Here is a 16,013-nt window from a genome sequence, read left to right on the forward strand (position 1 = left end):
CATGATTCGCAAACTGCTGATCGCCAACCGCGGCGAAATTGCCTGTCGTATTATCCGCACCGCGCGCCGCCTCGGCGTCGCCACCGTCGCGGTCTACTCCGACGCGGACGCCAACGCCCTGCACGTAAAGCAGGCCGATGAAGCCGTATATCTCGGCCCCGCACCGGCGAGAGAATCCTACCTCGACATCGACAAAGTCCTCGCCGCCGCCAAACAGACCGGTGCCGACGCCATCCACCCCGGCTACGGTTTTTTAAGCGAAAACGCCAAATTCTGCCGCGCCTGCGAAGAGGCCGGCATCATCTTTGTCGGCCCGCCCGCCGCCGCCATCGAGGCCATGGGCTCCAAATCCGCCGCCAAGCGCATCATGGAAGAAGCCAGCGTACCGCTGGTGCCGGGTTACCACGGCCACAACCAGGACACCGGTATACTCGAAGGCCACGCCAACCGCATCGGCTATCCGGTGCTGCTGAAGGCCGCCGCCGGCGGCGGTGGCAAGGGCATGCGCCGGGTCGACAACCCCAAGGACTTCCACGAGGCCCTCGCCGCCGCCAAGCGCGAAGCACAGAACGCCTTCAGCGACGACCATATGCTGATCGAGCGCTACGTGGTCAATCCGCGCCACGTGGAAATCCAGGTGTTCTGCGACAAACATGGCAAAGGCGTCTATCTGTTCGAGCGCGACTGCTCGGTACAGCGCCGCCACCAGAAAGTGGTCGAGGAAGCCCCCGCGCCGGGCCTGCCGGCGGAAACCCGCAAAAAAATGGGTGAGGCGGCGCTGCGCGCGGCCAACGCCATCGGCTATGTGGGCGCCGGTACCGTCGAATTCCTGCTGGATGCCAGCGGTGCTTTCTATTTCATGGAAATGAACACCCGCCTGCAGGTGGAGCACCCGGTGACCGAAATGATCACCGGCCAGGACCTAGTGGCGTGGCAGCTGGCGGTCGCCGCCGGCGATGCGCTGCCGCTGGCCCAGGACGACCTGCACATCGTCGGCCACGCGTTCGAAGTGCGCATTTACGCGGAAGATCCAGACAATGATTTCCTGCCGGCCACCGGCAAACTGCTGCGGCACCAGCCACCGGCAGAGAGCCAGTCCGTGCGCGTCGACACCGGCGTGCAGACCGGCGACGAAATCAGCGTGCACTACGACCCGATGATTTCCAAACTCATCGTGCACGGCAGCAACCGCCGCGAGGCGCTGGCCAAGCTCGACCGCGCACTGCAGGAGTATCAGATCGCCGGGCTGCGCCATAATATCGAATTCCTGCGCCGGGTCATCAATCACACTGCCTTCGTCAACGGTCGCGTCAACACCCACTTTATCGGCGATTACGAACAGGAAATCCTGCAACAGGAACAACAGCTGCGCTCGCAGCAGTGCGCCGCCATGGCCGCGTTCCTGCAGCACCGCGAGACGCGACAACAGCATCGTTCCGCCCCCAAGTCCGATCCGTTCTCACCCTGGCACAGTGGCAGCAACTGGCGCAACGGCGTGACACTGTGGCGCAGCCAGCAGGTGGAAGTACACGGCCGCGAAGTCGAAATCCGCTTTGCCGGTAGTGAAGACAATCTGCAATGGCGGTGCAGCGCCGCCGTAGACGCGCAGTCCGGTACCATCGCCACGCTGCACGGGCAAAATGTAGCGGTGCTGGATGGCCGCAGGGTGAATTACTCCAGTGTCGCCAATGGCGATGACGGCACCGTGTTTATCAGCGGCGAACAGCTGGATTTCAAAATCCTGCCACCGGATATTGGTGAGAGCGCAGACGCCGCTCACGGCCTGGAAGCGCCGATGAACGGCACCATCGTGGCCCTGTTGGTGGAGCCCGGTGCGCAGGTGCAGAAAGACCAACCACTGCTGGTGATGGAGGCGATGAAAATGGAACACACCCTGCGCGCACCTGCGAACGGCACCGTGAACCAGTTTTTCTGCGCAGCCGGCGAACTGGTGGACGGCGGCAGCCTGCTGATCGACTTCGCCTCGGAGAAAGAACATGAGGACGCACAATGAACCTGCCAGATCGGGTAAAGATCGTCGAAGTTGGCCCCCGCGATGGCCTGCAGAATGAAAAGCAGCCCATCTCTGTCGCCACCCGGGTACAGCTGATCGATCTGCTGAGTGAAAGCGGCCTCAAGGTGATCGAGGCCGGCAGTTTCGTCAGCCCCAAGTGGGTGCCGCAGATGGCCGCCAGCGAGGAAGTGCTCGCCGGTATCCAGCGCAAACCCGGGGTCATCTACAGTGCGCTCACCCCCAATATGGTGGGTTACGAGCGCGCGCGGGAGGCCGGTGCCGGCGAGGTAGCGGTATTCGGTGCGGCCTCCGAAAGCTTCACCCGCAAAAACATCAACTGTTCCATCGAGGAGAGCTTGGAGCGTTTCCGCCCGCTCGCCGAACAGGCCCGCGCCGACGGCATCCCGGTGCGCGGTTATGTCTCCTGCGTGCTCGGCTGCCCCTATGAAGGCGAGATCAAAGCGCAGAAGGTGGCAGAGGTAAGCCGCGCGCTGCTGGACATGGGCTGCTATGAAATCAGTCTCGGCGACACCATCGGTGTCGGCACCCCGGAGAGGGCCCGCTACATGATCGAGACGGTGGCGCAACAGGTACCGCTAGCCAAGCTCGCGGTGCACTTCCACGATACCTACGGCCAGGCACTGGCCAACCTCTATGCGGCACTGCAGGTGGGTGTGAGCGTGGTGGATTCGGCGGTGGCGGGACTCGGCGGTTGCCCCTATGCGCGCGGCGCGTCCGGCAATGTGGCGAGCGAGGATGTGCTGTATATGCTGGATGGCCTCGGCATTCACACCGGGGTGGACCTGGGCAAGCTGGCGGCCGCGGGCAACTTCATTTCCCGCGCCCTGGGGCGGGAAAGCAACTCCAAAGTGGCCAGGGCCATTGCCGGCGAGTGCGGGACTATCGAGGGCGACTGAGCGAGGGCGATTAACGGTCTCTGGATTCATCTCGATCTGCTACCATCGGGCGTTCCCCTCTCATAGGGCGTTCTCTAAGGAACGCCCTATTAAATTGGGAACGCCCTTTTTATTTGCCTCAGTGACATTGCGTTAAAATGAAAGCCCTACGTTACCTCCTCATTACCCTTTCTGCCCTGGTACTGCTCGCAGCCCTGATCGCACCGCGCCTGATCGGTCCCAAGGTGGAAGAGGTGCTGCAACAGCAACTGGCCAACCAGCCCAATATCGAGTTAACCGGCTACCAGCGCGGCTGGTTCAGCGCCGAGGTCCTGACCCTGCTCAAGGGCAAGGACGGCGCGACCGAGGCCTTCACCGAGATCAAGCACGGCCCGCTGCTGTTTACCAGTGGCGGCCCCCGTATCGGTGTGCTCTATGCCAAAACCCGCCTCACCGGCAACGAGCTGGAGCCGGCGCTGCGCCGCCAGCTGGAAGCCTATTACGGCTCCCTCGACGATCTGGGGCCGGGACTGAAGAACAGCCCGGTGATGGTGGAGACACTGGTCGGCGCCAACAACCGCGTCACCAACACCGTGCACCTGCTGCCCATTGACCGCAACGAGGGCGACCAGCAGATCCAGTTCAAGGGGGCCAAAATTCGCCTGGTGACCGACTACCAGGGCCAGCAGCAGGAGAGCAACTTCACGCTCGGCGAGTTTGTGCGTATGGATGGCCACCGCGAGGCGCTGTACCTGCAATCCGGCAGCGGTGAGTTCACGCTGGACGCCAATGGTGCCGGCTCCCTGCAGCTCAAACTGCCGCTGGTGCGCGCCAACAACGATTCCGGCCCGCTGGAGCTCAGGGATGTGACCTTCGACTACACCGGCAAGCTGGTGGCCGACCGCACCCTTAACGTCCAGACCGCACTGACTTTACCGGAGATTCAATCTTCCACCCCGGCGAGCAGTTTGACCCAGCAGATCAACCTGCCGGCGATCAGCTACGACGACCTGCACCACTTCCTCTACAGCCTGCTGCTGACCCCGGCGGCCCAGCGCAGCTGGCCACAGGTGTTCGACCGTCCGCTGCAAATGCAGCAGCAGCTGGATATCACCACCGCCAACGGCCCCATGCAGATGCAGCTGGATGTGGACTGGAAAGGCATGCCGCGCAACGGCGCCACCAATGACAATCTTTTCTGGCTGGACGCACTCAACGGCTCTGCCAATATCAGCGGGGCAGAGCAGGCACTGATGCAGTCGCCGCTGATCATGCAGGCCAGCGCGCTCAAGCAATACGGTTTTCTGCAGGAAAAAAATGGCGAGCTGTCCATGCACCTGCAGCTGGAAAATGGCAACCTCATGGTGAACGGGCAGCTGCTGCCGGCGGATCTGTTTATGCTGGCGATGCTGAACAAGTTCTGATTGCCCCGGCGTTCACCAAATCAAAAAAGCCCGATCCACCATGTGTGCATCGGGCTTTTTTTTGCCACCGGAGCAACACAACTGCACTGCCCTACCCGCTTGCTCAATTACTTTGTTTCACACCCCACCACTGAATACTGCATCGCCCACCCACCCCAATAAATTCTGTCCCGACCACGCAATACAGTTTTTTCTTTGCCGATTTCCCCGCTGGAAAAGTCGCGAGCGTAACAGTTTGTCACACGCCACAGAAAAATTGGACGCTCGTTCGTCTAGCTCGGTGGCAATTTAAAGACACGAAAGGCACCAGCATGTTTGATGCTCAAAAATCAGGCGGCGCAACGTCAATGCCTTTTATGACGCGTCGTCCTCGGTGGTGCAAAGACAAGAACCAATATTGGGTAAATTATGTTCCATAAAAACAAGATGGCTGTGGCCGTGGCCTCAGCCCTGTGTATCAGCGCTTCCGTAGGCGCGTCGCAGACCGACCTTATCAGTGAGAATCTCGCGAAGTGGTCGGCCCCCGACGAGCAGCGAGTGATTCAACCGCTCGCACAATTCGACTGGGATGGCAAAACCAACCAGCAGGTGAAGAAACAGCACCACGTGTTCACCGAAGAACGCGACATCACCGGCAAGCACACCTATATCGTGCAGCTGGAAGAAGCGCCGATCTCCGCTTACGACGGCGGCATCGCCGGCCAGCCTGCAACCCGCAACCTGGTGCAGGCCGCGCGCACCCAGAGCGGTCCTCTCAACCTGAACCAGCCGGAAATCGCCAGCTACCGCAGTCACCTCGCACAATCCCGCGCAAACGTGCTGAGTAATGCGATGCAGCAGCAGGGCCTGTCACTGCAGGTGAAAAACACCTATGCGGTTGCCCTGAACGCATTCACCACCGACATGACCCAGGAAGAAGCCAAGCGACTGGCCAAGGTTCCGGGCATCAAGCGCATTACCCGCAACACCATCAAGCAGCTGCAGACGTTCAACACCATCGAGCAGACCGGTGCCCAGGCCACCTGGGAACAGGCTGCCACTGCGGCCGGTAAAAACATGGGTGAAGGCATCGTTGTCGGTATCATCGACACCGGTATCAATACCGACCACCCGTCCTTCGCAGCCGTTGGCGGCGACGGCTATGTGCACACCAACCCGCTGGGCGAGCAGTTCCTCGGCGACTGTGTCGAGAACCCCAACCTGTGTAACGACAAGCTGATCGGTGTTTATTCCTACCCGGAAATCACCGACGCCTACAGCGATCCGGTGTTTGCAGAGGCCCGCCCCGCGGTCGGTGAGGATTACCACAGCCACGGTTCTCACGTAGCTGGTACCGCAGCGGGCAACGTCCTGCACAATGTGCCCTACAAGCTGACCGAAAACACCGCACAGGGCACCGGCCTTGAAACCGACCTGGCGTTCGAGCAGGTTTCCGGCATGGCACCGCACGCCAACATCATTTCCTACCAGGTATGCTGGCCGGGCAACGGTGGTGACCCCTACGCGGGCTGCCCCTCCATCACCCTGATCTCTGCGATTGAGCAGGCGGCCATCGACAATGTGGACGTGATCAACTTCTCCATCGGCGGGCTTGAAGAAGACCCCTGGCTGGACCCGATCGAGCAGGCGTTCTACAACACCGCCAAGAGCGGCGTATTTATCGCTGTAGCCGCGGGCAACAACGGTCCCGAGCTGAAGAGTGCCGACCACTCATCTCCCTGGCTGACCACCGTCGCGGCACACACTGCGCAGTCTAAAGTCGACTTTACCGACAAAGAACTGAAAGACATGACCGGCGGTGACACCACACCTCCGGAAAATATCAGCGGTCGCGCGATCACCTTCGAAGATCTGACCGGTCTCGTGGTGAATGCGGCCAATTTCACCAACCCCAACAACAGCTCCACCTACACACAGGCCAACTGTGACACCGCGTATCCGGAAGGATTCTTCGATTTCGAAGACGACCCGGAAACCGCGATCGACGAAAGCCAGCAACCGGTCATCGTTCTGTGTAAGCGCAGTTCCAGCCCACTGTATAACAAGGGGCTCAACGTTGCCGCGGGTGGTGCCGAGGGCGTGATTGTTTATAACCAGTCGTCCTACTACGACAACTACACCACTATCCCGGACGTGCCTTACACGATCCCGGCCATCCACATCAAGAACAGCGACGGCCTCAAACTGGTGAACTGGCTGTCCTCCGGTAAAGAGCACGTCGGTACCATCACCGGTGCCTCTGCGCTTGAAGGCGATCTCGAAGAGCAGTACACCGCGTACTTCTCCAGCCGCGGACCGTCCTACTTCGGTATCGACACCCTGTTTGTAGATATCGGTGCTCCCGGTGTGGATATCTACGCGCCGGGTTCCGACGACCAGCCGTTTACCAAAAACCCGAGCACTGCTGACTGGATGTCCATGTCCGGTACCTCCATGGCCAGCCCGCACGTGGCCGGTGCCGCAGCCCTGCTGCGCCAGTCCCACCCGGAATGGTCTGCGATGCAAATTCAGTCCGCGCTGATGATGACCGCCAGCAACGACCTGAAAAATTCGGTGTTCCTGAACAACTACAAAACCGATGGTTTCAATTCCGGCCTGCAGGACGCGGGCGCTGGTCGCATGCGTGTGGAGCTGGCCGATAAGGCTGGCCTGGTACTCGACGAGTCCATCGAAAACATGGAAGCGGCCAACCCGAACCTGGGCGGATTCCCCAAACGCCTGAACACCGCGTACATGGTCGATAACACCTGTACCGAAGAGTGCTCCTGGGTACGTACCTTCACTGCTACCGCAGACGGCAGCTGGAACGCAAGCGGCGAAACCTTTATCGGCAACTTCGAGATCTCCGTGGTGCCGGCGAGCTTCACCGTGAAGCAGGGCGAGCAGGTCACACTGACCATTACTGCACGTCACCGGGATACCGCCTCTGAAGCCCAGTACATCAACCTGACCGGTAACCAGGGCCAGGTAGTGCTGACCCCGACTTCCGGCAACTCACCGGTACTGGAGCTTCCGGTGTGGACCTACAACGATGCCACCGGCCTGCCGGATTTCGTTAAGGTAGATGCACACCGCACTTCAGCACGCGTGCCTGTCGGCCCGCTGACTACCGACGAAATTACCGATTTCACCGCCCGTACTTACGGTATGGTCAAGGCGGATGTCACCAGCCAGCTGGTGTACACCGACACTACCGGCGGCGACCCGTTTGACGATGCGGAACAGGTCATGGTTACCCTGACCGAAGTGCCGGAAGACAGCGCCATGGTGGCCTCCCACGTAATCGGTGAAAACACCACCCGCGCCATCGTATTTATGGGCATGGACAGCAACGGCGATGGCCTGCCGTCCTACGACGAACTGCTGTGCCAGTCCACCACCTATACCGCAGCCAACTTCTGTACCGTCAACGCGCCGCTGGCGGGTACTTACTGGACTGTGGTTTCCAGCCTGGTGAATATTGGCTACGGCCAGACCGATGAGGGCCGCGAAATCCAGCTGGCAACCGCAGTCGTCGGCCAGGACAACGGCAACCTGACCGTATCCGGTCCGAGCCAGACTTCCGGTTACGCAGAGTACTCTCTGGACCTGAGCTACAACCTGCCGGAGATGGAAATTGGTGATTACTACTTCGGTGGTTTCGACCTTGGCACCAACGCCAACGATGCGGGCAATATCGGCTTCGTACCGGTGATCATCAGCCAGGTGGATGACGATGTAACCTTCACCGCGAGCCAGGCCACCGCGAAAGCCGGCGATATCGTGGACTTCTCCATCAGCGTCATTGCCAACAATGAACAAGAGGCCCGCGCATTCACTCTGGACACCACCTTCCCGGAAGGTATCCAGATCATTCCCGAGTCCATTGCGCCCACTGCCAGCACCCCGGTCGCGCCGGTTCTGGAAAGCAACCGACTGACACTCGACGGCATCCAGGAAACCACTCGCGACGAGGAGCGTACCTACAAGGTAACCACCTCCAAAAACGACAGCATGTGTACGCTGACGGCCGGCAACTCTCCGTATCCGGACTACCTGGATCTGCGCGAACTCGGCTGGCGCACACTGGAAGGCGTTGAAGGCAACTACCGCAACTACTTCGAGTACTCCCTCAAGGACCTGATGGCCACCGACCAGGATGTCACCATTCCGTTCCTGAACACCAACCACTTCGACTCCATCAAGATCAGCCCGGCGGGCCTGGTGTACTGGGGCAATCGCCGTCTGTCCACCATGCACCAGGAGCTCCCCAACGGCAACGGCCTGGGCATGCCTGAGCACATCATCGCGCCGTTCTGGGCAGGTGATAACGAGGTTACACACTACAACTCCGGCTACGGCGAGCACGAACTCAATGCCGGCGTAACCCAGAGTTACACCTACAGCCGCGAGTGGCTGGTACTGGAGTGGGATAACATCGAGCGCACCAACGCGCCGGGTCAAATGGTCGACTTCGAGATGTTCCTGCGCACCCAGATCAACTACGAGCCGGGTGAGTACGAAATGCTGTTTGCGTACGACAACGTGAACCTGGTGGACGACCAGGGCTCCATCGGCTTCAAGTCCTACCTCGGCACCGTGGTAAGAGACGGCGATATTGCGATGGACGTGAACGCCGGAACCAGTGTTGCGTTCGACGACGTCAGCAAAGTGGTAGATGGCAATACCGTGGTATGTCTGGACTACTCCGGCCCGGAAATCTCCAAGTTCGCGGTGAACTTCCAGGCCTACGTATCCCAGAAAGCTGCCGGTGCGGTGCACACCATTGCACTGAACAACGGCCTCGTCGGTTCTGAAAACGAAGTGCTGGAAGTGACCCTGGACGTAACCGGTAACATTCAGCTGTCTCCGGTGGATGACATTGTGCTGGATCAGGGCGAGTCCGCTCAGTTCACCGTGACCTATGCCGACGAAAACAACGTCAGCAACGTCATCGAACTGTTGGGCGAAGGCTTTAGCTACGAGGTTTCCGGCCACGAGTCCGGCAGCACCGTTACCATTACCGCCGATGGCGATTTCTCTGGTGAGCAGGAAGTCACGCTGGTGGTGAAAGATTCGGTAGCGCCGAGCGATGCGGCCACACAGACCTTCACCTTGACCATCAACAAAGTGGAAACCGGTGAAACCGAAACCCCTGAAGTTGAAGAACCCAAGAAGAAAAAGAAAAAAGGCGGCTCTACCTCCGCGTGGATGCTGTTGATGCTCGGCGTCGCCGGCGTCCTGCGCCGCCGTCGCATTTTCTTCCGTTAACCCCGCCCAGCTTGCCCGGCTCAGGCCGGGCATTTATTCAGGCAAAAAAAGAGCGGCCAATTGGCCGCTCAACATTTCTCTCATCAAATTTTCGCTTACTTTCCTCTCACCGTTTACCGGCGTTACAGCAAATCGTTAATAGCCTGTTCGCTTAAGAATAGGCGGGACGGTTATCCGCAAGGGTCAGCCAGCCGCGAATCACGCGATATACCATCCACACCCAGCTTATTCCCCACACCGCAAAACCAATCAGGATCCAAACGGTAGCCCACCCAACCACAAACCACAGCAGGCTGTACCAGAAGGTCCGTATCTGCCAGCGGAAATGGGATTCCGCCAATGTGCCGCGCACGTCGCCGCGCTTGGCGTAGTTGATGATCACCCCAACGAAAAAAGGCACCGCGGTAAACAGACTGATTGCCTGGATCAGGTAAACCAGGGTAGCGATATCGCGGCCGGCGCGCTCGCGCTCGACCTGTTGCTGGGCAGGGTACTGCTCGGACATGGGCAGGGGTTCCATTGTTAAAGTGAACGCTTAGTGTAGGCGCATTCTGCATCGACGATAACCGTGTGCTGCCACACCCGGTCGCGACTACCACGGCGTTTACCTCAAAGCCCACTCTGTATGTACATTGTTCTCCCGCCAGGATTTCAGCTGCTGGATAGATGTGCGCATCAATCCCAGTATCTCGGTGCGCTGGTGGCGACAATATTCTCGCTCGCTGTCGATGGAGAGTCGCGCCGCCAGAGCCTTGAGACGGCTGGCCACCACTTCCAGCCCCACGCTCTGCGCTTCGGCGGCGAGGGCCTGGGCCTGGTGTTGGGCGTCCAGCCAGTGGCGTCCGGTCAATGCACTGGTAAAGGCGGTGATTTTTTTCGGCAGGTTGGCGAGCCGGTCGCCCAGCAGCTCGGCGAAGGCCAGATGCCCGAGGGTATCGCGCTGGCGCTCAAGGGTACTGGGGTTCAGCACCTTGCTGGCGCGGGTGGAGTTTCCATTTGTGGGTTTACGGCTGCGCGTTTTCTGCTCCACCCAGCTCAGCAGTTGCGACAACTGGCTGTCGCTGGGCTGGGACGGCAGCACACCGGAAAGGCCGCGGCCGGCATAGCGCTCCTTGTCTCCCCTACCCACCTGCTCGAGCATGCCAAAGATGATCAGGTTGTCGTTGGCGAAATCACCGCGGATCTTGCGCGCCGTTTCCACCCCGTCGATCAGCGGCAGATGTATATCAATCAGCACCAGATCAAAATTGCCCTTGAGCGCCGCTTCGGCGCCGTCCACACCGTTGGTTTCACGGCGCACCCTGTGCCCGCAGGCTTCAAGCCGGGTGCGCAGGCTGGAGTGTGCGTCATTTTCCACCAGCAATATTTCCAGCTCGCGTATGGATTCGTCATTGCCTAGCAATGTCGGGGGCAGCGTCGCCCCCATCGTCTCGGGCATAGACTGGCCGGCACGCTGAATCTCTTCAAGGTTGCTGCGCAGACTGCGGCACTGACCGAGGGCAGCCTCGGCCAGATGCCGTGCTTCCTCGTCGCCCCCACGGGCGAGCAGGCTCATGGTACTGACCAGGGTTTCCAGTGGCTTGCGCATGCGATGGCCGGTGAGGGAAAGGAAATCCCGGTGTTCCTCCTCCTTCTGTTCCGCAGCAACCCGCGCCTCTTCGAGGCGTTTGTCGCGCTCCATCAATTCATGTACCCGCGCCTGTACCTGGCGGAACAGCTTGGCATTTTCTGCCTGAAGGTCTGCTACTTTGGCGGCGCCGGCATTTTCCACAGCCTGCAGCTGGGCGCGCACCCGCAGCCAGGCTGCGACACTGGCGGCCACCGCGATACCGGCGAGCAACATCCACAGCAGTGGCAGGCGGGTTTCAAGCAACAGGGCTTCGCCGGGAAAGGCAAACGCCAGCGGCGGCGACGCTGACAGCAGGCCGGCAATCAGGATCCGCTGCACGCGGGCAGACGGGGGATGGGTATTGTGGACTCGGTCTGAGCAGGCATTGATACAGCTGCTACTCGCCGAACGGCAGTAGGTCATGGCATACGTTCCTTGTAACCACTGGTAAATTTCGGGTTAATCCTGCAACCCGGCCCGAACCCCGTATTTATTCACCTGTGCCCTACTTGGCATCAGCGGCAATTATCCGGGGTCCCTGCTCCTGCCCATTACGGTGTAATGAACAGATCTTTGGTATTCGTGGGACTCATGTTCCAAAAATGGTTTCTATATCAAAGCCCCTGGTCATACAAGCCTATTTTACGCCATAAATCCCAATGGCGACGGACGAACGATAGGCGGCGTCTTTTTAGATACTCAAAGTACCCAAGTCAAGAGTGCCGCCATTACACGCAGGCACACGCCTCAGCTGGTCACCCTGCGGTCCGCCTCGACCCGTCGGCTCAGCCACAGGCGGCGCAGGCAGTCGAGATACATGCCATAGGGGCGACCTAGAGCGCCGGCAATCACCATGAAGGTAATACAGGCGGTGGCAATTTCGCCACTGGAGGCCCCCCCCAGTAGCATATTCAGGATGTACAGGGGCAGTTGGAAACTGAGGAAGACAAAGGTATCGACCCCGTAGTTGTGCAGGGCGCCGCCACGACCAAAACGTCCCACCACCCAGTTGCGGTAGAGGCTGAACGGGCGCGCGATCAGCGTGTTGAATACCACCGCCAGCAGGCGCACCTTCAGGTGTTCGCTCCAGCTCATGCCCGCCAGCACCAGCTCGATGGGAATCGCGATGGCCCAGGAGAAGCTGTTCATGGCAAACACATCCAGCAGCCACTCGTTCCAGCGAGTGCGGCGATTGCGCTGCTCATTGAACTGGGTATTGGTGGACTGGGGTGTCTCTACCGGCTGCTCGTCTTCCAGCACCATAACGGGCGGCGAGACGGGGATGGCTTCGGTAGCCTGAGACAGAGATTGCGGCGACATGGTGACTGCTGACCCGATTGGCGGCGTGGGGCTTTTGGCGAACGGCCGCGGAACTGCGATAGAAATGCTGATTGCACATTATTCAACCACTTTTGGTGGCGCCGGCGATTATATCCGCCGGCGTGGCAAATACTAGTGGCTGTATATTAACTTTTTGTTATCCAATCCATTCCCATCCTAAATATACCCAAAACATCAAAATGACTATCTCAAATAAGCAAAACTCATGCCCGATCCATCCTCAGCACCTCTGATACCCAGTCCACGCATCCCGTGCCAGCGGGCCGATGAGCCAGTACACTGCGGGCAACGTGCTATTACATGCGCATACCCCGGACCCGGCGCCGGCCAATCCCCCCGCCGCCCCACAGTCACCATTGCCCAAACCATGTCACTGAGATTCGCCGTATTGAGCCTGCTGGATATCGAGCCCGGCAGTGGCTATGACCTTAAGCGCCGCTTCGAGCGCAGCGTCAATCACTTCTGGAGTGCCAGCCACCAGCAGATGTACCGGGAACTGCACAAGTTGCACGGTGAGGGACTGCTGGATTGCACGGAGGAATTGCAGGACGGTCGTCCTGACAAGAAAGTTTACAGCCTGACGGCCGCCGGCCGCACCGCCCTCGAAGCCTGGGCGGCAAAGCCTGCCGCGGCGCAGAAGATCCGCGACCCCTTCCTGATCCAGGTTTTCGCCGGCCACCACCTGCCCCCGGCGCAGATGCGCGCGGAACTGCAACGCCACCTCAACGAGCACCGCGACACGCTCGCCACCTACGAGGCGCAGAATGAGCGCTTTTACCGACGCTCAGCGGAGCAACAGCAGAAGCTGTGGATATCCCACCAGCCACTGCTGCTGGGGATAGAGACGGAGAAAACCTGGATTCGCTGGGCAGAGCGCTTCCTGGCCCAGTTGGACCAGGAAATGGAAGGTGGTTGAAGTGCGGCACAGGTCGATTTGTCCGCAGAGCCAGAAATAGTGTCTCAGCGGCTTTTTAAAACGCGTCCGCGGGAATGTGGCACACCACTTCGATATTGTGCCCATCCGGGTCAATGACATAGGCCGAGAAATAGTTGTCGTGGTATTCGGGGCGCAGGCCAGGCGCGCCGTTATCTTTGCCGCCGGCCTGCAGTGCCGTGTCATAAAATGCCTGTACCGTCTCCCGGTCTTCGGCGCTGAACGCGATATGTACCGGCGGTGCGGTGCTGGAGCCCCCCTTGATCAGCAGCTGCGGTTTGCCACCCCAACCGAACCCCGCCCAGTCTCCCATCTCCATCACCAGCTCATAGCCAAGCGGTGCCAGTGCGCTCTGGTAAAACACTTTACTGCGATGGTAGTCGTGCACGATCAGACCGATATGGTCCAGCATGGGAATCTCCTGTCGCTCACCAGCTCCGTGTGTCGGAAACTCAGTATAGAAGCGACAGGAAAAATATCCGGGCGAGATGAGGAACGGCGGAAAGGGAAAAGTAATTACAGCAACTTGAAATATGACAGCAGGCCGTAAAACACCACCGCAGTACCGCAGGCAAGTTGCCCCAGAATCAGCGCGCGGATGGCAGTGGTATAGCGGATAAAGCGACCGTGGGAGTTCAGGTCGCGGGTAAACACGCGCGCCTGTTCTGGCATTTGCTGCTCCATGGCGCGAAGCCCGGGCACGGCAAGACTCAACAGCTGACGACTGCGCAGATCCATGACCCAGAACACGGCAGAGACGATCACCACAAACCCGCCCAGCAGCATCACAATCAGCGGGTGGAAATTCTTTTCCACTGCAGTGAATACGCCGCCATCGACGAACATGGACAGGACCACGAAAAAATTGAATGCTTTTAACCGCTGTTCAGCGTTAAAGCGATAGTGGTCGCAGAGGTACTGGCGCTCGTTTTGCATCATCTAATAGCCTGTGCCGAAAATTCTCAGGGTACGATCAGCACATCGGTATTGGCGCGGCCGAGGATGCGCTCGGCGGTGTTGCCCAGAACAAAGCCGCGCGGCCCCTTGCGCACACCGCGCCCAACGAGAATCGCGCGCGCCTTGTTTCTGTCTACCACGCGGTTAACTTCGGCGGCGGGCTTGCCGGTGACGAAATGGGTTCTGCTGCAGGTGACGCCACTTTCCGCGATCACCTTGTCCACCGCCTGTAACAGGGCGCCGGTCTGTTCGCGGAACTCATCCAGGTCGGCTACTTCACTGTGAATAGGTACGCAGGCGACCGATTCCAGTTCGGCGCCGAGCAACTGGCTGAGCTTGCCTCCGAGGGCGAGCACGCGCTGGTTCAACTCCACATGCAGGGGGTTGCTCACTGCGGGATCGAGCGCGGCAACAATGCGGTCGCGCTTGACCCAGTGGGTGCTGACCGCGAGCCACAGGAGAGTCGGAAGGCCCTCGATCAGGCGCCAGTCGATGGAACCAAAGCCGCCGCGTCCAAACTGCTTCTGGGCGGTTTTTACCACCAGGTCACAGGCGTTGTTTTCCAGGTATTCGAGGGTCCAGTAGGGGATGTCGTGGTGCCAGGCAACTTCGGCGGTGGAACCGGCGGGCAGTGTGTACTCGCTCTGTAAAGCCTGCAGCCACTTGCCGCGCTCTTTCTCCAATTCCTCACTGATATTCAGAATGGAGCCGGACAGCATGGGCATGGAGACCAGTGGCTCGTACACAAAACTCACCAGATGCAACTTCGCCCCCGATTTTTCCGCCAGTTCCAGCGCCCGCTGCAGGGCGATCTGTTCGTGCTTGGGCTTGTCGAGGATGACGAGAATATTCTGCATGCTGCCTCCGGTGCTGCTTATTTAGGTCTGGTACCCTTGGGAGCAATTAAATCACCGGTTCGGGGGTTTGTCTGCTTTTCAGATCAAGAGGGGTTTTGATAGTTAGCAGTCCGCATTGTTTTACCTCCGAGGCGCTGGAGCACCGGTATTCGTTTTCGAAACCGGACCAGGCGCCCCCAGGGCTTTACCGCCACCGGGCCCAAAACAGAGCTTCCGGCGACGGAGAACAGAAGTTATTTGTTAGCCCGGTGGTCCACCAACTCGTCGACCACAGAAGGATCGGCGAGGGTAGAAGTATCACCCAGCGAATCCAGCTCATTGCACGCAATCTTGCGCAAAATACGACGCATGATTTTACCCGAGCGGGTTTTCGGCAGACCCGGGGCCCACTGGATGATGTCGGGCTTGGCGATGGGGCCGATCTCCTTCACGCACAGGTCGATCAGTTCCTTTCGCAACTCCTCAGAAGGCTCGCGACCATTCTTCAGGGTGACATAGCAGTAAATACCCTGCCCCTTGATATCGTGCGGATAACCCACCACCGCCGCCTCGGCAGTATCCTCGTGCAGCACAATCGCACTCTCGATTTCCGCGGTACCCAAACGGTGGCCAGAGACGTTCAGCACGTCGTCGATACGCCCGGTAATCCAGTAGTAACCATCTGCATCGCGGCGCGCGCCGTCGCCGGTGAAGTAATAACCGGGGAAGGTGGAAAAGTAGGTGTCGATCAT

Annotated in this window: 12 protein-coding genes; 5 read left to right on the forward strand and 7 right to left on the reverse strand. The window is 59.5% G+C overall.

Features of this window, described 5'->3' with window-relative positions; genetic code table 11:
• Position 1: 1 nt before the first annotated feature.
• The 4 genes from VIL80_RS12460 to VIL80_RS12475 all read left to right on the forward strand — a co-directional run bounded on the left by VIL80_RS12460 (position 2) and on the right by VIL80_RS12475 (position 9,584).
• The gene (locus tag VIL80_RS12460; protein ID WP_332036430.1) at positions 2 to 2,014 is read left to right on the forward strand and encodes an acetyl-CoA carboxylase biotin carboxylase subunit; all 2,013 of its coding nucleotides are present in this window, start codon (positions 2 to 4) and stop codon (positions 2,012 to 2,014) included.
• Positions 2,011 to 2,931, forward strand: coding sequence for a hydroxymethylglutaryl-CoA lyase (locus tag VIL80_RS12465; protein WP_332036431.1), 921 nt, complete (start codon positions 2,011 to 2,013; stop codon positions 2,929 to 2,931). The genes VIL80_RS12460 and VIL80_RS12465 overlap by 4 nt, the downstream gene beginning before the upstream one ends.
• 137 nt (positions 2,932 to 3,068) lie before the next feature.
• The gene (locus VIL80_RS12470) at positions 3,069 to 4,334 is read left to right on the forward strand and encodes a DUF945 family protein (RefSeq protein WP_332036432.1); all 1,266 of its coding nucleotides are present in this window, start codon (positions 3,069 to 3,071) and stop codon (positions 4,332 to 4,334) included.
• A 408-nt stretch (positions 4,335 to 4,742) separates the two neighbouring features.
• The gene (locus VIL80_RS12475) at positions 4,743 to 9,584 is read left to right on the forward strand and encodes a S8 family serine peptidase (RefSeq protein ID WP_332036433.1); all 4,842 of its coding nucleotides are present in this window, start codon (positions 4,743 to 4,745) and stop codon (positions 9,582 to 9,584) included.
• A 151-nt stretch (positions 9,585 to 9,735) separates the two neighbouring features.
• Here the strand turns inward: VIL80_RS12475 and VIL80_RS12480 are convergent, their stop codons facing one another.
• The 3 genes from VIL80_RS12480 to alaE form a co-directional block, all read right to left on the reverse strand.
• Complete coding sequence (locus tag VIL80_RS12480) at positions 9,736 to 10,089, reverse strand: DUF4870 family protein (protein WP_332036434.1); 354 nt, start codon at positions 10,087 to 10,089, stop codon at positions 9,736 to 9,738.
• A gap of 99 nt (positions 10,090 to 10,188) precedes the next feature.
• Positions 10,189 to 11,616, reverse strand: coding sequence for an ATP-binding response regulator (locus VIL80_RS12485; RefSeq protein ID WP_332036435.1), 1,428 nt, complete (start codon positions 11,614 to 11,616; stop codon positions 10,189 to 10,191).
• 324 nt (positions 11,617 to 11,940) lie between these two features.
• Positions 11,941 to 12,513 carry an L-alanine exporter AlaE gene (gene alaE / locus VIL80_RS12490; protein WP_332036436.1) on the reverse strand — a complete coding sequence of 191 codons (573 nt, stop codon included), beginning with the start codon at positions 12,511 to 12,513 and terminating at the stop codon, positions 11,941 to 11,943.
• A 388-nt stretch (positions 12,514 to 12,901) separates the two neighbouring features.
• Between alaE and VIL80_RS12495 the strand changes: the two genes are divergently transcribed.
• On the forward strand, positions 12,902 to 13,450 hold the full coding sequence (locus VIL80_RS12495; RefSeq protein ID WP_332036437.1) for a PadR family transcriptional regulator: 549 nt from the start codon (positions 12,902 to 12,904) through the stop codon (positions 13,448 to 13,450).
• A gap of 55 nt (positions 13,451 to 13,505) precedes the next feature.
• On the opposite strand, the gene VIL80_RS12500 is transcribed toward VIL80_RS12495, so the two are convergent.
• The 4 genes from VIL80_RS12500 to VIL80_RS12515 form a co-directional block, all read right to left on the reverse strand.
• Positions 13,506 to 13,880: a VOC family protein gene (locus VIL80_RS12500; RefSeq protein ID WP_332036438.1), complete on the reverse strand. Its 375-nt coding sequence runs from the start codon at positions 13,878 to 13,880 to the stop codon at positions 13,506 to 13,508.
• Positions 13,881 to 13,984: 104 nt separating this feature from the next.
• Positions 13,985 to 14,407, reverse strand: a complete 423-nt coding sequence (locus VIL80_RS12505) for a RipA family octameric membrane protein (RefSeq protein WP_332036439.1) — start codon at positions 14,405 to 14,407, stop codon at positions 13,985 to 13,987.
• Between the two features lie 23 nt (positions 14,408 to 14,430).
• A complete protein-coding gene (locus VIL80_RS12510; protein WP_332036440.1) occupies positions 14,431 to 15,282 on the reverse strand; it encodes a universal stress protein in 852 nt (283 codons plus the stop codon).
• 233 nt (positions 15,283 to 15,515) lie between these two features.
• Positions 15,516 to 16,013: AMP-binding enzyme (locus VIL80_RS12515; protein WP_414684556.1), on the reverse strand; the 498-nt coding region annotated here is incomplete at its 5' end.

This window comes from Microbulbifer sp. (assembly GCF_036563125.1).
Classification (GTDB): domain Bacteria; phylum Pseudomonadota; class Gammaproteobacteria; order Pseudomonadales; family Cellvibrionaceae; genus Microbulbifer.

Excerpts from the sequence above, each read along its gene's own strand:
- VIL80_RS12475 (WP_332036433.1), top strand. The coding sequence starts at position 4,743 with ATGTTCCATAAAAACAAGATGGCTGTGGCCGTGGCCTCAGCCCTGTGT.
- VIL80_RS12505 (WP_332036439.1), bottom strand. The coding sequence starts at position 14,407 with ATGATGCAAAACGAGCGCCAGTACCTCTGCGACCACTATCGCTTTAAC.
- VIL80_RS12465 (WP_332036431.1), top strand. The coding sequence starts at position 2,011 with ATGAACCTGCCAGATCGGGTAAAGATCGTCGAAGTTGGCCCCCGCGAT.
- VIL80_RS12500 (WP_332036438.1), bottom strand. The coding sequence starts at position 13,880 with ATGCTGGACCATATCGGTCTGATCGTGCACGACTACCATCGCAGTAAA.
- VIL80_RS12510 (WP_332036440.1), bottom strand. The coding sequence starts at position 15,282 with ATGCAGAATATTCTCGTCATCCTCGACAAGCCCAAGCACGAACAGATC.
- VIL80_RS12470 (WP_332036432.1), top strand. The coding sequence starts at position 3,069 with ATGAAAGCCCTACGTTACCTCCTCATTACCCTTTCTGCCCTGGTACTG.
- VIL80_RS12480 (WP_332036434.1), bottom strand. The coding sequence starts at position 10,089 with ATGTCCGAGCAGTACCCTGCCCAGCAACAGGTCGAGCGCGAGCGCGCC.
- alaE (WP_332036436.1), bottom strand. The coding sequence starts at position 12,513 with ATGTCGCCGCAATCTCTGTCTCAGGCTACCGAAGCCATCCCCGTCTCG.
- VIL80_RS12460 (WP_332036430.1), top strand. The coding sequence starts at position 2 with ATGATTCGCAAACTGCTGATCGCCAACCGCGGCGAAATTGCCTGTCGT.
- VIL80_RS12485 (WP_332036435.1), bottom strand. The coding sequence starts at position 11,616 with ATGACCTACTGCCGTTCGGCGAGTAGCAGCTGTATCAATGCCTGCTCA.
- VIL80_RS12495 (WP_332036437.1), top strand. The coding sequence starts at position 12,902 with ATGTCACTGAGATTCGCCGTATTGAGCCTGCTGGATATCGAGCCCGGC.